Origin of the sequence: Pseudomonas sp. Z4-7 (assembly GCF_051131965.1) — a bacterium.
Classification (GTDB): Bacteria; Pseudomonadota; Gammaproteobacteria; order Pseudomonadales; family Pseudomonadaceae; genus Aquipseudomonas.
The window spans coordinates 3873977-3889256 of sequence record NZ_CP071642.1 but is presented as its reverse complement, the minus strand read 5'-3'; the positions used below and the strand labels follow the sequence as shown (position 1 = coordinate 3889256).

Here is a 15280-nt window from a genome sequence, read left to right as displayed (position 1 = left end):
TCACCGCACGGTTTTTCCAACCATTGAGGACATCACATGAACACCATCGGCATTATCGGCGCTGGCGCCATCGGCAGCGCATTCGCCCGGGCCCTGGCTCGCCAAGACATCAACGTGGTCATTTCCAACAGTCGCGGGCCGGAAAGCCTGACCGAGCTGGTCGCCGAACTGGGCCCGACCGTACGTGCCGGCACCGTGCAGGAAGCTGCCGCGCAACCCATGGTGCTGGTGGCCGTCAACTGGCAGAAGTTGCCGCAAGCCCTGGCAGGTTTGCCGGATTTCGCCGGGCGGATCGTGATCGACGCCAACAATGCCATCAAGGTGCCGGAATTCCAGGCCATCGATCTGCACGGGCGGACCTCCACCGAGGTGTTCAGCGAGTGGGTGCCCGGCGCGCGGGTGGTCAAGGCATTCAACCACATGCTGGCGAAATTGCTCGAGGCTGATCCGGCTGCCGAGGGTGGCAAGCGTGTGCTGTTCCTGACCGGCGATGACCAACAGGCGCGTGTGGAAGTGGCCGGGTTGATCGAGCGGCTGGGATTCTTCGCCGTGGACCTCGGCCCGCTGAGCGCCGGAGCGCACCTGACGCAATTCCCCGGCGGCCCGTTGCCGGTGCTGAATCTGGTCAAGTTCGACTGAGCCACCCCGGGCGATCAAGGACGATCCCAGTAGGGCACTTCGCCGAAACACTCAAGGAAAAAATCGATCACCGTGCGCACTTTCACTGACAGGCGTCGGCTGCCGGGCCAGAGGATGGCGATTTGCTGGGGTTCGAGGCTGTTGGACGCTTCGTAATCGCCCAGGACCGGTACCAGCGTGCCGTTGCGCACGGCTTCGCCGATCAGCCATGACGGAAACATCACCAGGCCCAGGCCTTGTTCGGCGGCCTGGGTCAGGGTGTCGGCGTGGTTGCCGGTGATCGGCCCGCTCACGCTGTAGCGTATCCAGGCTTGACCTGGCTTGCGGAAAAACCAGCGCTGTTGCCCGGCTACGCCTTTGTAGGCCAGGCACTGATGGGCCGCCAGGTCTTCGGGTTTGTGTGGAGCGCCGTGGCGGGCCAGGTAGGCGGGGCTGGCCGCGATCTGGAAACGGTGTGGAGCGATGATCCGCGCCTGCATGCTCGAATCGTGCAACGAGCCGATGCGAAAGAGCAGATCGGCACCTTCCTGCAGCGGGTCGACGTAACTGTCGGTCTGCTGGAGATCCAACTGCAGCTTCGGGTAGCGCTCGCACAGTTGTCCCAGCCAGGGCGTCAGGTGGCGCTGTCCGAAGACTACCGGGGCGTTGATCCGCACGAGTCCGGCCGGTTCGCTGCGCTGTTCCTGCAAGGCTTGTTCGGCTTCCTCCAATTGCACCAGCAGCAAGCGTGCATGGTGCCCGAGCAGGCGGCCGGCTTCGGTGGGCGAAACGGCGCGGGTATGGCGATACAGCAACTGCTGGTTCAGCGCCTGCTCCATCAGTTGGATCTGCCGGGAAATCGATGAGGGCGCCAACCCCTCGCGCCGCGCGACTTCCGAGAAGCTGCCGTGATCGAGCACCGCGACGAACAATCGGAGTGCCTTGAAACCCAGTTCATCAAGACCGTGCATGGGAATCCGCTGTGCGTGTTACGCAAAAGAGTTGTCAGAATGCTCCCATTTATCGCACAACAGCGCCAGCCGATAATGCCCGTCGTTTCTTTTCAGGCAGGTTTATCTCATGCAATCAACATCCACCCCCTCCGCCGCAGCGGTAGCGGATGCCGCGCCACCCCGGACTTTCCTGCGCTGGCTCCTGCTACCCCTGGTGATCGTGGCGGGCATGGGGCTATCGGTGGAGGCCGGTCTGCTCGGGCCGCTCGGTCTCCAGGTCGGGCATCTGTGGGCAACGTTAAGCATCTTTGGCGTTGGCGCGGCGCTGTTGTTCCTGCTGTTGTTGCTCAGCGGTCCGCAACGAGGCCCGGCTCTGAATGAGTTGCCGCGCTGGCAATTGATCGGTGGCTTCCTGGGGCCGATCTACGTGGTGGTATTGACGCTCGCCACCCCGCACATCGGCATTGCCATGACCATGATCGCGATTCTCTCCGGACAGGTCGGCAAAAGCGTGCTGATCGACCATTTCGGCTGGTTCGGCGCGAGCCGCAAGCGTGTCAACCGCGAGCGCTGGCTGGCGTTGGCGTTGATTGTCGTGGCCCTTGTCCTGATTGCCCGAGGTTGATATGAGCGTAATCCTGTTATTGCTGGTGGTTGTCGCCGCCGGCGCGGTATTGAGCGTCCAGGCTGCCATCAACGGGCGTCTGGGCGAGACGGTCGGCGTACTGCGCAGCAGTCTGCTGACCTTTGCGGTAGGCACGGTGGTGACCGGTCTGTTGATCGTGTTTTTCGAGCCGGCCCATGCGGTAAGCCTGTTGGACGTGCCGAAATGGCAGCTCAGCGGCGCATTGTTTGGTGTGGTGTACATGATCGTGATGGTCGGCGCGGTGCCGAGAGTCGGCACAGCCGTGGCAACTGTCGCGGTCATCGTCGGGCAACTTGCCATGGGCATGCTGATCGACAACTTTGGCTGGCTGGGCAATCCCCCCGTCGAACTGTCCGCCAGCCGCTTGTTGGCCATGGCCTGCCTGGCACTGGCGCTGGTGTTCATGTATCGCAGCAGTACGCGGCAGAGCTGAACGGCTCAGTCCGGTTCGACGTCCAGTTGCAGGCTGTCATCAGCCAGGCGCTCGGTACGTCGGACAATGCCGCTGATGCGCCGGCCTTCGACGCTGAACACCACGATCTGGGCTTTTGCCAGGTCTTCGGGCAGCGGTGGGCGTACATGCAGGGCGAACCATGGCGGCTCGCCGTCGTCGAGGCGCTTGACATCGAACTGGCAGTCGACGCTTTTGGTTTCGCGTCCGAACAGCGTGTCGAGGCCGTAATCAAGGTGGGTGTCCACGCGTGGGTTCAAGTCCATCGGCAATCTCCCGGATGAAGGCTCGGCTATTGAACAAGTGAGTCTGTTGGCAACAGAAAAATTCCGTCGGATGAGTGCCGACTGGTCGTGACCGGCAGTGAACGGCTGGCGTTGCTGCTAGAATCGGCCACCTTGACTTACGAGAGGTATGCCCATGAGCGAGCCGATTCGCCTGACTCAGTACAGCCACGGTGCCGGTTGCGGCTGCAAGATTTCGCCCCAGGTGCTGGAAGTGATCCTGGCCGGCAGCGGTGCGCAAAACCTTGATCCCAACCTGTGGGTCGGGAACGCTTCCCGGGACGATGCGGCGGTCTATGCCATCGATGAGGAGCGCGGCGTGGTCTCGACCACCGATTTCTTCATGCCGATCGTTGACGATCCGTTCGACTTCGGTCGCATCGCCGCGACCAATGCCATCAGTGATATCTATGCCATGGGCGGTGATCCGCTGATGGCGATTGCGATCCTCGGCTGGCCAGTCAACGTGCTCGCCCCGGAAATCGCGCGCGAGGTGATTCGCGGTGGCCGCTCGGTGTGCGACGAGGCAGGCATCCCCCTGGCGGGCGGGCACTCGATCGATGCGCCCGAGCCGATTTTCGGTCTGGCAGTGACGGGCCTTGTGCAAAAGCGCCACATGAAACGCAACGACACCGCCACCGCGGGCTGCCGGTTGTACCTGACCAAACCCCTGGGCATCGGCATCCTCACGACGGCGGAAAAGAAAGGCAAGCTGCGCGCCGCCGACGTGGGCCTGGCCCGAGACTGGATGTGCACGCTGAACAAGCCCGGCAGCCGTTTCGGCAAGCTCGATGGCGTGACGGCGATGACCGATGTCACCGGTTTCGGCTTGCTCGGGCATTTGGTGGAAATGGCCGATGGCAGCCAACTGACCGCGCGTATCCGCTACGACGCGGTGCCGCGCCTGCCAGGCGTCGAGTACTACCTCGATCAAGGCTGCGTACCGGGCGGCACATTGCGCAACTATGACAGCTACGCCAGCAAGGTCGGTCGCGTCCAGGAGCTGCACAAGCGGGTGCTGTGCGACCCGCAGACCAGTGGCGGCCTGCTGATTGCCGTCACACCCGAAGGGGAGAGCGAGTTCCTGCGGGTCGCCGTTGAACTGGGTCTGGCGCTGGAACCGATTGGTGAATTGGTCGAGCGACAGAACCACGCGGTCGAGGTGTCTTGATGCCCAACGACATCACCGATTACCGCGATATTTTCCTCAATGATCGCCCGATGATGGACACTCGCGCGCCGGTGGAATTTCTCAAGGGCGCGTTTCCCGGCGTGGTCAACCTGCCGTTGATGACTGACATCGAGCGGCAACGCGTCGGGACCTGCTACAAGCAGCAGGGGCAACAGGCCGCCATTGTCCTGGGGCATCAACTGGTCAGCGGCGAGACCAAGGCCCAACGCATCCAGGCCTGGGCCGAATTTGCCCAGGCCCATCCTGATGGCCTGCTGTACTGCTTTCGCGGTGGCTTGCGCTCACAGATCGTCCAGCAATGGCTCAAGGACGAGGCGGGCATCGAATATCCCCGAGTCGGCGGGGGCTACAAGGCGATGCGTACGTTCCTCTTCGGCACTATCGACCAGGCGGTCGCTCAGTGCGACCTGGTCCTGCTGGGCGGCATGACCGGCACCGGCAAGACCGAGGTGTTGACGCAACTCAATAACGGCCTGGACCTGGAAGGCTATGCCAATCATCGCGGTTCGAGCTTCGGCAAGCGGGCGACCGGGCAGCCTTCCAATATCGATTTCGAAAACCTGCTGGCGGTGGATGTGCTGAAAAAGCGTGCCGCCGGCATCGAGCAATTCGTGCTGGAGGATGAAAGCCGCATGGTCGGCAGTTGCGCCTTGCCGTTGCCGTTGTACCAGCGCATGCAGCAGGTGCCGATGGTCTGGCTGGAAGACCGCCTGGAGCGGCGGGTCGAGCGGATCCTGCGCGACTACGTGATCAACCTCTGCGCCGAGTTTGTCGAGGTCCATGGCGACGAAGGGTTTTCGCTGTTTGGCGAACGATTGCTGGCGAGCCTGGACAACATCCACAAACGCCTGGGTGGCGATCGCCATCGGCGATTGCTGGGCATCATGGAAGCCGCCCTGGCCGAACAGGCCGCCAGCGGCGCCGTCGACCTGCATCGCGCTTGGATCGAAGGCTTGCTGCGCGAGTACTACGACCCGATGTATGTATTCCAGCGGGAAAAGAAGGGCGGGCGCATCGAGTTTGTCGGGGAGCAGGCGGCGGTATTGGAATATCTGCGTGAACGCGCCGCTCGGGAAGGATAAAACTCAAGTCTTGAGCAAAGAACCTGTGGGAGCGGGCTTGCCCGCGAAGACATCCAGTCAGTCACATCATCATTGACTGATGCACCGCTTTCGCGAGCAGGCTCGCTCCCACAAGGGCTCGCGGCTGCTCACAAATTCTGCGTCCACCACCGATTTCCTGTGGGAGCGAGCCTGCTCGCGAAGAGGCCAGCATATTCAACATCTTCTTCGTCCGTGACGCCGCCATCGCGAGCAAGCTCGCTCCCACATGGATCTGCGGCTGCTCACAGATTCTGCGTCCACCACCGATTTCTTGTGGGAGCGAGCTTGCTCGCGAAAGCGCTGGGTCAGTTGACGGGAATGTTGCATGTGCTGCCGTCTTCGCGAGCAGGCTCGCTCCCACATGGATCTGCGGCTGCTCACAGATTCTGCGTCCACCACCGATTTCTTGTGGGAGCGAGCTTGCTCGCGAAAGCGCTGGGTCAGTTGACGGGAATGTTGCATGTGCTGCCGTCTTCGCGAGCAGGCTCGCTCCCACAGTAATCCTTGGCAGATTACGTCGGGCAGGTCTTCTGCCCGTTATCCAGGCCTTGCTTGTAGCTCTGGCTGGTGAGGCTGGCCTTGCCGTTGTGCCAGGTCAGGGTCAGTACGTACAGGGAGTCGAAATCGCTCGATGCCCAGTCGTCGGTGATGGTCTGCCGCTTGCCCACCGCTTCACCCGCGACCTTGTTGATCAGTTCAGGCAGGTAGCCGTGGGACCAGGCCGTGTAGATCGTGGAGTTGTGGTATTTGTCCTGCATCAATTCATCAGCCAGGTCACTGGTGTCGTTGGCTGAATACTCGATGTTTACCGGCAGGCCGAGCTTGATGGCGCTGGGGCTGATCGTCATCAAGGGGCGAATGTAGCTGTAGGAGTTATCCAGCTCACCCTCTTCAACGTTACGGGTCGGATTGGCCGCGAACACGTAGTCGGCTTCACCGAATCTTTCTGGCAGCAGGGTGGCCAGGTCGATGGCGCGGTTCAGCCCCTGGCAATTGAGTTGGCCGAGGCCACCGACCGGTTTTTCCGCGTGGCGCAGGAACACCAGCGTCTGCACGCCGTCGACGGGCTGGGCACTGCTGACGCTGGATTCCAGCGACAGCACCAGCCCACAGGTCACGAGCAGCGTCGGTAGCAGTAGCCACGGACGGCGTTTCAACTGGGCGAACTTCAGTGGGTTGATCATCGATATACGTCTTTGTCTTCTCGATTCAGGCTGACAAACCCCGGCACCGCAAAGCCTCTGGCTCCGGGTGTTTTCCCTGTCGTTATGGCCGCTTTGATTGCTCGGGGCATCTCTCAGAGTCCCCGCTGCTTCTTTGGTTCGATCCTGGGGGCGATCCTGGTTGATGCCGGGCACTGTAGCGGCGTCCCGCCAAGGGACGCAGCGAATGTTAGCGACAGGATGTTGCGGAATTAAGAAAGAGGCGCTGTCCCTCAAGAGCCAAGGCTTGTGTTCAAAGGCCCCAAAGCCTGCTCAGCTGATTTATGCTTGGGCTTTCCGACTGATCCATGGAACCCATGCCATGCCCGACCTGACCCCTTTCCCCATCACCCAGAAATGGCCCGCCCAGTTCCCTGAATGGCTCCAGCTCTATTCCCTGCCGACCCCCAACGGCGTGAAGGTGTCGATCATGCTGGAGGAGATCGGTCTGCCCTACGAGGCGCACAAGGTGGACTTTGGCAACAATGACCAACTGTCCCCCGAGTTCCTCTCGCTCAACCCCAACAACAAGATCCCGGCGATCCTTGACCCCCACGGGCCGGGAGATCGGCCGTTGGCGTTGTTCGAATCGGGAGCAATCCTGATTTATCTGGCCGACAAGAGCGGCCAGCTGCTCGCGCAGGAATCGGCGGCGCGCTACGAGACGATCCAGTGGCTGATGTTCCAGATGGGCGGCATCGGTCCGATGTTCGGTCAGCTGGGTTTCTTCAACAAGTTCGCCGGCAAGGATTACGAGGACAAACGGCCGCGCGACCGATACGTCGAGGAAAGCAAACGCCTGCTCAAGGTACTCGATGGCCGTCTGGAAGGACGCGACTGGATCATGGGCGAGCGCTACACCATCGCCGATATCGCCACGTTCCCATGGGTGCGCAACCTGCTTGGTTTTTATGAGGCCGGTGATCTGGTGGGTATCCAGAACTTCCCGAACGTGACGCGGGTGCTGGAACGTTTCCTGGCGCGGCCGGCGGTGGCGCGCGGCTTGAAGATTCCGGAATGACCCGCTAATCGGGTGACGTGCAGCAACGGCTCGCTGACGTTGTGAGTGGATTATTGCCTGTCCGGTAACACTCTGTTCATGAGTCGGCGTTTGTGCCCTGCCTGGTCAGGGCATAAGCTTTATCTGGTGTCCCATTTCGCCTCCGGAGTCCCATGTCCAGTCAGTTCCCCGCAGCCCGTCCACGCCGTCTGCGTCGCAATGCAAGCCTGCGCAACCTGTTCCAGGAAACCGAATTGGCCTTGAATGATCTGGTACTGCCGATTTTCGTCGAAGAGGAAATCGACGATTTCGTGCCGATCAAGAGCATGCCCGGCGTGGTGCGTATCCCGGAATCGAAGCTGGCCGGGGAAATCGAGCGGTATGCTCGTGCCGGTATCAAGGCGGTGATGACCTTTGGTGTGTCCCATCATCTGGACAGCGACGGCAGCGACACGTGGAGCGAGCGTGGCCTGGTTTCGCGCATGGCCGGAATCTGCAAGGACGCCGTGCCGGAAATGATCGTGATGTCCGATACCTGTTTTTGTGAGTACACCGATCATGGCCACTGCGGGGTGCTGCACGGTCACGAAGTCGATAACGACCGAACCCTGATCAACCTGGGCAAACAAGCGGTAGCGGCGGCACGCGCCGGCGCGGATGTCATCGCGCCGTCGGCGGCCATGGACGGGCAAGTCCAGGCCATTCGCAGGGCGCTCGATGATGCGGGCTTCAGCCAGACGGCGATCATGGCCTATTCTACCAAGTTCGCCTCCGCGCTCTACGGGCCGTTCCGCGAGGCCGGCGGCAGCGCGTTGAAAGGCGATCGCAAGAGCTACCAGATGAACCCGATGAATCGCCGCGAAGCCTTGCGCGAGTCGCTGCTCGACGAGCAGGAGGGCGCCGATGGGCTGATGGTCAAGCCGGCCGGGGCCTATCTTGACATCATCCGCGACATCCGCGAGGCCTCGAACCTGCCATTGTCGGCCTACCAGGTCAGCGGCGAGTACGCGATGATCAAGTTCGCCGCACAGGCCGGCGCCATCGACGAAGCCCGAGTCGTGCGAGAAAGCCTCGGCGCGATCAAGCGGGCAGGGGCGGACCTGATCTTCACTTACTTCGCGATGGATCTGGCGCTGAGCGGGATCTGACCCAGCACTACTCCTGTGGGAGCGAGCCTGCTCGCGATAGCGGTCCATCATCGAGCATTTGGGGTGATTGACACACCGCCATCGCGAGCAAGCTCGCTCCCACAAGGTTGTGCTCGCTTTGCATCAGTAGCCTCCACAGGTTTTTGATCGTATGGTTGCTCCCGAACAAGGGAACTGATGGAGCACCATGCATTTCACTCGATTGATGATCACTCTTGCCGCATTGCTGGCCCTGGCCGGCTGCGGCAGCCGTCAGGCCCAGGAGCCTGAGCGCCAGCCTGCCGAAGTCAAGGCGCAGATCGCGCGCTTATTGCCGGCCAAGACCGCCGATCGGGAAGGTTGGGCCACGGACATCTACGTGGCCTTTGCGGCGCAGCAGATCCCGCCAACGACCCAGAACATCTGTTCAGTGCTGGCGGTGACTGAGCAGGAGTCGACCTTCCAGGCCGATCCCGCCGTGCCGGGGCTGGGCAAGATCGCCCGGCAGGAAATCGATCGCCGGGCGGCGAAGCTACGCATCCCCGGGTTTCTGGTGAGCGGCGCCCTCCAGGTGCGCTCGTCCAATGGCAAAAGCTACAGCGACCGCCTCAACGCGGCGCGCAGCGAGAAGGAACTCAGCGCAATTTTTGATGATTTCATCGGCATGGTGCCGCTCGGCAAAACCCTGTTCGATGGGTTCAACCCGGTGCATACGGGCGGGCCGATGCAGGTCAGCATCGCCTTTGCCCAAGCCAATGCGCGCGATTATCCCTACACGGTGGATGGCTCGATTCGTCGGGAAGTGTTCAGTCGTCGCGGAGGGATGTATTTCGGCATCGCGCATTTGTTGGGGTATCCCGTCAGTTATACCGAGCCGCTGTACCGTTTCGCCGATTTTAATGCTGGCTGGTATGCCAGTCGCAACGCGGCCTTCCAGCATGCGGTGAGTCGCGCTTCGGGCATTACGCTGGCCCTGGACGGTGATTTGATCCTGCCTGATTCGATCATGCCCGGCAGCACGGAGCTGGCGGTGCGCACGTTGGGCAAGTCATTGGGCATGCGCAACCCGACCATCCGCGATCAGCTGGAACTGGGCGACAGCCTGGCGTTCGAGGACAGCAAGCTCTACAAGCGGGTGTTCGAACTAGCTGAGAAGGCCGAGGGCAAGCCGCTACCTCGGGCGGTGTTGCCGGGCATCGTGCTCAAGAGTCCGAAAATCACTCGCAAGCTGACCACTGCATGGTTTGCCAAGCGCGTGGACGAGCGGTATCAGCGGTGCATGACGCGGGCTTCGGGGCGCTGAATCTTCGGCCATGAAAAAGCCCGGCGGATGAGGCCGGGCTTCTACTGTGATGGCTTGAAGGATCTTGCAGCACGGTGGTAACAATTCATGCGCGGTTCTTGGTCAGATTATCGGAGCCACCTTCGGCAACGCGGCGTTCCAGCAGACGGTCGGCACCGCCTTCGGCAACACGGTTTTCGATCAGCTTGTCGGAGCCACCTTCGGCAACGCGGCGTTCCAGCAGACGGTCAGCACCGCCTTCGGCAACACGGTTTTCGATCAGCTTGTCGGAGCCACCTTCGGCGACGCGGCGTTCCAGCAGACGGTCAGCACCGCCTTCGGCAACACGGTTTTCGATCAGCTTGTCGGAGCCACCTTCGGCAACGCGGCGTTCCAGCAGGCGATCGGCACCGCCTTCGGCAACACGGTTTTCGATCAGTCGGTCAGAGCCGCCTTCGGCAACGACGGGCTGGGAAGTGGCGGCGAATACGTTGGCTGCCAGAACGGAGAAAGCGAGGCTGAGGATGATTTGGCGTTTCATGATGGTGTGCTCCGGGGTGCGTTGGTTTGTGTGGGGCCATTGTTGCGCCGGGCACCGATCGTGAGAACTTCATTGACGTGATGGTGAACATCGATGGCGGTGATAGCTCGCCGGGTTGGTGTCAGCCAGGTTGATGGAACACTGGGGCACCGGTGCGCTCTACCGACCTGAATCCCTTTTGAAGGAGGCCAGTCCATGTATCAGTTATTCGGCCACAGCCAATCCGGTTCCTCTGCCGTGGAGGTCGCCTTGGATGTTTGCGGCGTGCCTTACCGCCGGGTAGATACCTATTCGACCGAGGACAACGATGCGGCGAAGGAACTCGAAGCCCTGAATCCACAGAAGCAGGTCCCGACCCTGCAATTGCCGGACGGCTCGGTGCTCACCGAGGCGGCGGCGATCCTGATTCACCTGGGGCTGTCTTTTCCGGAATCGAAACTGCTGCCGGATGATCCGGCCCAACGTGCGCAGGTCATACGCGGCCTGGTGTATATCGCCGCCAATTGCTATACACCGATCGGCATCATCGATTTTCCGCAGCGCTGGCTGCCCGACGCCGACGACGCTGCTCGGGAGCGATTGGTGGCGGGCACCAAGCAACGTCTGTATCGCAACTGGGCGTTGTTTGCCGACCAGTTTCCTGCGAGCCCTTTCCTCGGCGGTGCCGAGCCCGGTGCATTGGATATCCTGGCGGCGGTGATTACCAAGTGGGTCGAAACCCGCGAAGCGATGCGCAGTGCCCGTCCTGAGTTCTACGCCCTGCTGGAGCGCATCGACCGCCATCCGCGAGTCGCGCCAGTGCTTTCATTGCACTGGCCCGAATGAATCAGGGACACGCATTGCGCGAGGCGGCCTGGCGGACGAGTTCTGCAAGCTGTCGAACGTTCTGCTGATGGCCTTTCACCAGGTCGTCAATACTGCCGCCGGCCGGTGTCTGCAGGCTGCTGCGGCAGGTAAGGGCCTGAGCTTCGTTGCCATGGCTACGCAAGCGCCATTGCACGTCCATGCGCGCATAGCGGCCTGGGATTGAGTCGAAGCGTTGCACCTCCACCCGCAACAGCCGCCTGGGGGCCCCGGGGTTGCTCAATTGCTCGTCCAGGCTGCTGCGTAGTTCATCCGCCAGGCTTGAGCCCCACCATTCGGTTTCCAGGATCGCCAGACCGCTGTCGCCCTGACGAATCACCATCTGGGTGCGATCCACTTGCGGCGGGACGCTGAGTTGTTCGATCTGGATATCCACCCCTGCACGCGCCTGACCCGCCGGCTGGACCGGGCTCAGGGTGTGGTAGTGAATGGGATCGCTGCGACAGGCACCGAGCAGCAGCGCCAGGGCGATCAACGAACATTTCAGCATCAGCGGCATCGGGCGTGCTCCTGTGATCATTCTTTCACCGGAAAGGTAAGGTTCTGCGCCGGAGCATCTTTCGGACGACCACGAAGCAGCGACTCAGGGTGTCGGCTCAGGTAATCGGACAGCTCGCGCAGCGAACGCGACATTCGGCCCAGGTCATCCAGCGTCTGGGTCAATTGTTCGCGCTGCGGCGAATCTTCCGCCAGGGTCGAGTTCGCCGACTGCAAGGTCTTGCTTACGTCCTGCAAGGTGCTTTGCACGCCCGGGAGGGTCTTGCTGTTGAATTGCGACAGGCCCTTGCGCAGCTCCACGAGGTTACCGTCCAGGTTGCTGGCGATGCTTTCCAGCGGCAGCTTGTTGATGCGCTCGACTACCGTCTGCAATTGTTCCTGCAACTGCTGGAGGCTGCCCGGGATAGTCGGGATCCGCAGGGGGCGCGCGGCGAGGTCGAACGCGACTTTCTCGGCCTTGGGGTAGAAATCCAGGGAAATGTACAACTGCCCGGTCAGCAGGTTGCCGCTGCGGGCCTGGGCGCGCAGGCCGCGTTCGACGAAGCTGCCGACCAGGCGCGCGGCGGCGGCTTCGTCTTCCGGGTCATAGTTCAATGACTTGAGCAGTTTCTCGTGGGCCTTGCCGAGCAGTTGCGGGTAGATCACGATTCCTACGTTGACCGGGAACGTGCGCTGCTTTTCGTCGAAGTCCAGGTTCATGGAGACCACCCGGCCGATCTCGATCCCGAGGAATTCCACCGGGGCGCCGACGCGCAATCCGCGCAAGGCCTGGTCGAAGCGCAAGGCCAGGTACTGCGCCTTGCCACTGGGCGGGGCCAGGGCGCTTTGCTGGTCGGCGAACAGTTCGAAATCCTTGTCTTCGGCCGCGGGCGTGTCGTTGGGGCTGTATTCCGGGGCCCGGAATGCAATGCCGCCGACGAGCAGGGCGGACAGCGACTCGGTCTTGACCGCAAAACCGTTGGCGCCGACGTTCACGTCGACGCCGCTGACGTTCCAGAACCGGGTGTTCTCGGTGACGTAGGCGTCATTTGGCGCGTTGATGAACACCTCGATATTGACGCCTTTGCCATCGGCGTCCAATGCGTAGGACACCACCTGGCCCACCGGAATCTTGCGCAAATACACCGGCGAGCCGATGTCCAGCGAACCGAGGTCCTGGGAATGCAGGGTGAAGCGCTTGCCCGGTTCGCCGTAGGTGATCGGTGGCGGAGCCTCCAGGCCGGTGAAGGACTTGGCGCGCACTTTCGAATGACCGGCGTCGGCGCCGATGAAGTCTCCCGACAGCAAGGTGTCGATCCCGGAGATCCCGCCCGCGCCAATCCGCGGCCGGACCACCCAGAACACCGAATCTTCATGAGTGAAGGTGTCGGCGGTCTTGGCGAGCTTGACCGTGGCGGTCACGTTTTTCTGATCGTCGCTCAGTTGCACGTCGGTGACCTGGCCAATGACCACATTGCGGTATTTGACCGGGGTCTTGTTGGCGGTCAGGCCTTCGCCTGTCTTGAAGGTGATGGTGATGGTCGGGCCTTCCTGCAGCCAGTTGTTGACCACCAGGGACACGCCCACCAGCACCGCGATGATCGGCACGATCCACACCAGCGACACGGTCCAGCGGCGGGTGGAGACATGGGCACGGCCCGGTGCGGGTTGTCCGTCAGTGGCTTGTGACTTCATCCATGACCTCCTCGGATGGTTGGGTGTCCCAGATCAGCCGCGGGTCGAAACTCATGGCCGACAGCATGGTAAAGAGCACCACGAGGCCGAAGAACAGGATCCCCGGTCGCGGTTCGATGTCGCTCAAGGCCTGGAACTTGACCAGTGCCGCCACAAGGGCCACGACCAGCACGTCAAGCATCGACCAGTAGCCGATGACTTCAACCAGCCGATACAGCTTGGCGCGCTGCACCTGGGCCCAGGTACTGCGCCGTTGCACGGTCACCAGCAGCAACGTCAACACGACGAACTTGATCCCCGGCACCGCGATGCTGGCGATGAAGATGATCAGCGCGATGTCCCAGGCACCACTCTGCCAGAACTCGAGAACACCGCTGATGATGGTGCTGTCCGCACCGTCGCCGAGCATCTGCGTGTTCATGACCGGGAGCAGGTTGGCCGGGATGTAGAACACCAGTGCCGCCAGCATGTAGGCCCAGGTGCGAGTCAGGGTATCGGGTTTGCGCCGGTGCAGGGCGGCATCGCAGCGTGGGCAGGTGTCGGGTTCGTCGGTCATGTCGCAAGCCAGGCCGCAGCTGTGGCACAGGCACAGGTTCAGATCGCTGGCGCGGGGCGGATTGCCCGGCGTTGCGGCGTTCACAGGGTGTTCCACAGGTCGCGCACATCGCGACCGGCAATGCGGATCATCAACAGACTCAAGGCCGCCAGGGCGAACAGACCGATACCGGGAAGCACATCCAGCAACCCGGCAAGCTTGATGACAGCCACCAGGGCTCCCAGCAAGCACACCTCCAGCATGCTCCACGGGCGCAGGGTTTCCAGGCTGCGCATGCACAGGTTGAAGGCCGGGGCGCGTCGGTTGGAATGGGCGTAGCCCAGCACCCAGAGCAGCAGCGCCAACTGGAACGCCGGAGCGATGATGATCGCGACCGCGGCCACCAGGGCGATGAAGGTGATGGGTCCCTGGCTCAGGGCCACGACCGAATCCCACAGGGTCGCGCTGTTGCTCAGGCCCTGGAGGCGGATGCTCATCACCGGATAGACATTGGCGAAGGCCCACAGCACCGCTGCCGTGATGGTCAGGGCCAGGCGCTGTTCGATGGTCAGGCCGTTGTAGCGCTGGATCACTGCATGGCATTGCACGCACGAGGCTTTTTGATGCGGGGCGAGCGCAACCGGCTCGTACACTGCATCGCAATGCTCACAAATGATCAGTCGGTCGGTAACGGCCATGAGGATGCTCGGCGGGGGCAACTCCTTCAATATAGAAGTGAGTCGAGAATGAGCAACCCGCCCGAGCCAATCATTCGCCGCGAATGTATTGCTCCAGTTGTCTGATCAGGTCCGCCTGCTCGGCAATGGCTTCCTTGACCAGGTCACCGATGGACAACAGGCCGACCAGCTTGCCGTTTTCCACCACGGGCAAATGCCGCAGGTGTTTCTCGGTCATGATGCTCAGGCAGGTCTCGACGTTCTGGTGTGGATCGATCGTGATCACGGGCGAAACCATGATGTCGCTGACTTTCGTGCCCACCGAAGAGCGCCCGTGCAGGACCATTTTGCGCGCATAGTCGCGCTCGCTGATGATGCCCAGCACTTCATCGTTCTTGACCACCAGCAAGGCACCGACATTTTTCTCGGCCATGCGCATCAGGGCCTGCAAGACCATGTCGTCCGGGGAAATGGTGTGCACTTGCTGGTTTTTCTCGTCTTTTATCCGGAGCAACTGCGCGACGGTTTTCATGGGGAAGCCTCGGGTGTTGTTTGTGCGGGTGGTTCAAGAATCGTAGACCCAACGGCGCAGAGCAAGCGGTAAAGCGGCAGTCAGCCGTCCAAAACCGTCAT

General features: G+C 61.8%; 18 protein-coding genes. 9 read left to right on the top strand and 9 right to left on the bottom strand.

The window, feature by feature from the left end:
• Window positions 1-36: 36 nt before the first annotated feature.
• Window positions 37-639 carry an NADPH-dependent F420 reductase gene (locus J3P91_RS17440; RefSeq protein WP_434573267.1) on the top strand — a complete coding sequence of 201 codons (603 nt, stop codon included), beginning with the start codon at window positions 37-39 and terminating at the stop codon, window positions 637-639.
• A 14-nt stretch (window positions 640-653) separates the two neighbouring features.
• Here J3P91_RS17440 and J3P91_RS17435 read toward each other — a convergent pair whose 3' ends face one another.
• Window positions 654-1589 carry a LysR family transcriptional regulator gene (locus J3P91_RS17435; protein WP_434601230.1) on the bottom strand — a complete coding sequence of 312 codons (936 nt, stop codon included), beginning with the start codon at window positions 1587-1589 and terminating at the stop codon, window positions 654-656.
• Between the two features lie 109 nt (window positions 1590-1698).
• Between J3P91_RS17435 and J3P91_RS17430 the strand changes: the two genes are divergently transcribed.
• Together J3P91_RS17430 and J3P91_RS17425 are read left to right on the top strand one after the other, a co-directional pair.
• Window positions 1699-2196 (top strand): DMT family transporter, encoded by a 498-nt coding sequence (locus J3P91_RS17430; RefSeq protein ID WP_434573269.1) that lies wholly within the window; start codon window positions 1699-1701, stop codon window positions 2194-2196.
• Window position 2197: 1 nt separating this feature from the next.
• Window positions 2198-2650, top strand: coding sequence for a DMT family transporter (locus J3P91_RS17425; RefSeq protein ID WP_434573271.1), 453 nt, complete (start codon window positions 2198-2200; stop codon window positions 2648-2650).
• Between the two features lie 5 nt (window positions 2651-2655).
• Here J3P91_RS17425 and J3P91_RS17420 read toward each other — a convergent pair whose 3' ends face one another.
• Window positions 2656-2934: a hypothetical protein gene (locus J3P91_RS17420; RefSeq protein WP_305500172.1), complete on the bottom strand. Its 279-nt coding sequence runs from the start codon at window positions 2932-2934 to the stop codon at window positions 2656-2658.
• 154 nt (window positions 2935-3088) lie between these two features.
• Between J3P91_RS17420 and selD the strand changes: the two genes are divergently transcribed.
• Entirely contained in the window at window positions 3089-4123 is a 1035-nt protein-coding gene (gene selD / locus J3P91_RS17415) for a selenide, water dikinase SelD (protein ID WP_434601229.1), read from the top strand.
• A complete protein-coding gene (gene mnmH, locus J3P91_RS17410) occupies window positions 4123-5226 on the top strand; it encodes a tRNA 2-selenouridine(34) synthase MnmH (RefSeq protein ID WP_434601228.1) in 1104 nt (367 codons plus the stop codon). The genes selD and mnmH overlap by 1 nt, the downstream gene beginning before the upstream one ends.
• A gap of 533 nt (window positions 5227-5759) precedes the next feature.
• On the opposite strand, the gene J3P91_RS17405 is transcribed toward mnmH, so the two are convergent.
• Window positions 5760-6431: a histidine phosphatase family protein gene (locus J3P91_RS17405; RefSeq protein ID WP_434573276.1), complete on the bottom strand. Its 672-nt coding sequence runs from the start codon at window positions 6429-6431 to the stop codon at window positions 5760-5762.
• 340 nt (window positions 6432-6771) lie between these two features.
• Between J3P91_RS17405 and J3P91_RS17400 the strand changes: the two genes are divergently transcribed.
• From J3P91_RS17400 to J3P91_RS17390, 3 genes are all read left to right on the top strand, one after another.
• Complete coding sequence (locus J3P91_RS17400) at window positions 6772-7470, top strand: glutathione binding-like protein (RefSeq protein ID WP_434573278.1); 699 nt, start codon at window positions 6772-6774, stop codon at window positions 7468-7470.
• Between the two features lie 152 nt (window positions 7471-7622).
• Complete coding sequence (hemB, locus tag J3P91_RS17395) at window positions 7623-8597, top strand: porphobilinogen synthase (protein WP_434601227.1); 975 nt, start codon at window positions 7623-7625, stop codon at window positions 8595-8597.
• 187 nt (window positions 8598-8784) lie between these two features.
• The gene (locus tag J3P91_RS17390) at window positions 8785-9879 is read left to right on the top strand and encodes a DUF1615 domain-containing protein (RefSeq protein WP_434601226.1); all 1095 of its coding nucleotides are present in this window, start codon (window positions 8785-8787) and stop codon (window positions 9877-9879) included.
• A gap of 85 nt (window positions 9880-9964) precedes the next feature.
• Here J3P91_RS17390 and J3P91_RS17385 read toward each other — a convergent pair whose 3' ends face one another.
• Entirely contained in the window at window positions 9965-10399 is a 435-nt protein-coding gene (locus tag J3P91_RS17385; RefSeq protein WP_434601225.1) for a phage infection protein, read from the bottom strand.
• A 195-nt stretch (window positions 10400-10594) separates the two neighbouring features.
• Between J3P91_RS17385 and J3P91_RS17380 the strand changes: the two genes are divergently transcribed.
• A complete protein-coding gene (locus J3P91_RS17380) occupies window positions 10595-11224 on the top strand; it encodes a glutathione S-transferase family protein (RefSeq protein WP_434601224.1) in 630 nt (209 codons plus the stop codon).
• 1 nt (window position 11225) lies between these two features.
• Here the strand turns inward: J3P91_RS17380 and J3P91_RS17375 are convergent, their stop codons facing one another.
• The 5 genes from J3P91_RS17375 to J3P91_RS17355 form a co-directional block, all read right to left on the bottom strand.
• Entirely contained in the window at window positions 11226-11762 is a 537-nt protein-coding gene (locus tag J3P91_RS17375; protein ID WP_434573287.1) for a PqiC family protein, read from the bottom strand.
• 17 nt (window positions 11763-11779) lie between these two features.
• Entirely contained in the window at window positions 11780-13435 is a 1656-nt protein-coding gene (locus tag J3P91_RS17370; protein ID WP_305500189.1) for an intermembrane transport protein PqiB, read from the bottom strand.
• Window positions 13416-14075 carry a paraquat-inducible protein A gene (locus J3P91_RS17365; protein WP_305500190.1) on the bottom strand — a complete coding sequence of 220 codons (660 nt, stop codon included), beginning with the start codon at window positions 14073-14075 and terminating at the stop codon, window positions 13416-13418. Before J3P91_RS17365 ends, J3P91_RS17370 begins: the two co-directional genes overlap by 20 nt.
• The gene (locus J3P91_RS17360; RefSeq protein WP_434573292.1) at window positions 14072-14668 is read right to left on the bottom strand and encodes a paraquat-inducible protein A; all 597 of its coding nucleotides are present in this window, start codon (window positions 14666-14668) and stop codon (window positions 14072-14074) included. Before J3P91_RS17360 ends, J3P91_RS17365 begins: the two co-directional genes overlap by 4 nt.
• Before the next feature lie 70 nt (window positions 14669-14738).
• Window positions 14739-15179, bottom strand: a complete 441-nt coding sequence (locus J3P91_RS17355) for a CBS domain-containing protein (protein ID WP_305500192.1) — start codon at window positions 15177-15179, stop codon at window positions 14739-14741.
• Between the last annotated feature and the right edge of the window lie 101 nt (window positions 15180-15280).

What these genes read in the sequence shown, in the direction of transcription:
- J3P91_RS17440 (WP_434573267.1), top strand. Translation starts at nt 37, where the DNA reads ATGAACACCATCGGCATTATCGGCGCTGGCGCCATCGGCAGCGCATTC.
- J3P91_RS17435 (WP_434601230.1), bottom strand. Translation starts at nt 1,589, where the DNA reads ATGCACGGTCTTGATGAACTGGGTTTCAAGGCACTCCGATTGTTCGTC.
- J3P91_RS17430 (WP_434573269.1), top strand. Translation starts at nt 1,699, where the DNA reads ATGCAATCAACATCCACCCCCTCCGCCGCAGCGGTAGCGGATGCCGCG.
- J3P91_RS17425 (WP_434573271.1), top strand. Translation starts at nt 2,198, where the DNA reads ATGAGCGTAATCCTGTTATTGCTGGTGGTTGTCGCCGCCGGCGCGGTA.
- J3P91_RS17420 (WP_305500172.1), bottom strand. Translation starts at nt 2,934, where the DNA reads ATGGACTTGAACCCACGCGTGGACACCCACCTTGATTACGGCCTCGAC.
- selD (WP_434601229.1), top strand. Translation starts at nt 3,089, where the DNA reads ATGAGCGAGCCGATTCGCCTGACTCAGTACAGCCACGGTGCCGGTTGC.
- mnmH (WP_434601228.1), top strand. Translation starts at nt 4,123, where the DNA reads ATGCCCAACGACATCACCGATTACCGCGATATTTTCCTCAATGATCGC.
- J3P91_RS17405 (WP_434573276.1), bottom strand. Translation starts at nt 6,431, where the DNA reads ATGATCAACCCACTGAAGTTCGCCCAGTTGAAACGCCGTCCGTGGCTA.
- J3P91_RS17400 (WP_434573278.1), top strand. Translation starts at nt 6,772, where the DNA reads ATGCCCGACCTGACCCCTTTCCCCATCACCCAGAAATGGCCCGCCCAG.
- hemB (WP_434601227.1), top strand. Translation starts at nt 7,623, where the DNA reads ATGTCCAGTCAGTTCCCCGCAGCCCGTCCACGCCGTCTGCGTCGCAAT.
- J3P91_RS17390 (WP_434601226.1), top strand. Translation starts at nt 8,785, where the DNA reads ATGCATTTCACTCGATTGATGATCACTCTTGCCGCATTGCTGGCCCTG.
- J3P91_RS17385 (WP_434601225.1), bottom strand. Translation starts at nt 10,399, where the DNA reads ATGAAACGCCAAATCATCCTCAGCCTCGCTTTCTCCGTTCTGGCAGCC.
- J3P91_RS17380 (WP_434601224.1), top strand. Translation starts at nt 10,595, where the DNA reads ATGTATCAGTTATTCGGCCACAGCCAATCCGGTTCCTCTGCCGTGGAG.
- J3P91_RS17375 (WP_434573287.1), bottom strand. Translation starts at nt 11,762, where the DNA reads ATGCCGCTGATGCTGAAATGTTCGTTGATCGCCCTGGCGCTGCTGCTC.
- J3P91_RS17370 (WP_305500189.1), bottom strand. Translation starts at nt 13,435, where the DNA reads ATGAAGTCACAAGCCACTGACGGACAACCCGCACCGGGCCGTGCCCAT.
- J3P91_RS17360 (WP_434573292.1), bottom strand. Translation starts at nt 14,668, where the DNA reads ATGGCCGTTACCGACCGACTGATCATTTGTGAGCATTGCGATGCAGTG.
- J3P91_RS17355 (WP_305500192.1), bottom strand. Translation starts at nt 15,179, where the DNA reads ATGAAAACCGTCGCGCAGTTGCTCCGGATAAAAGACGAGAAAAACCAG.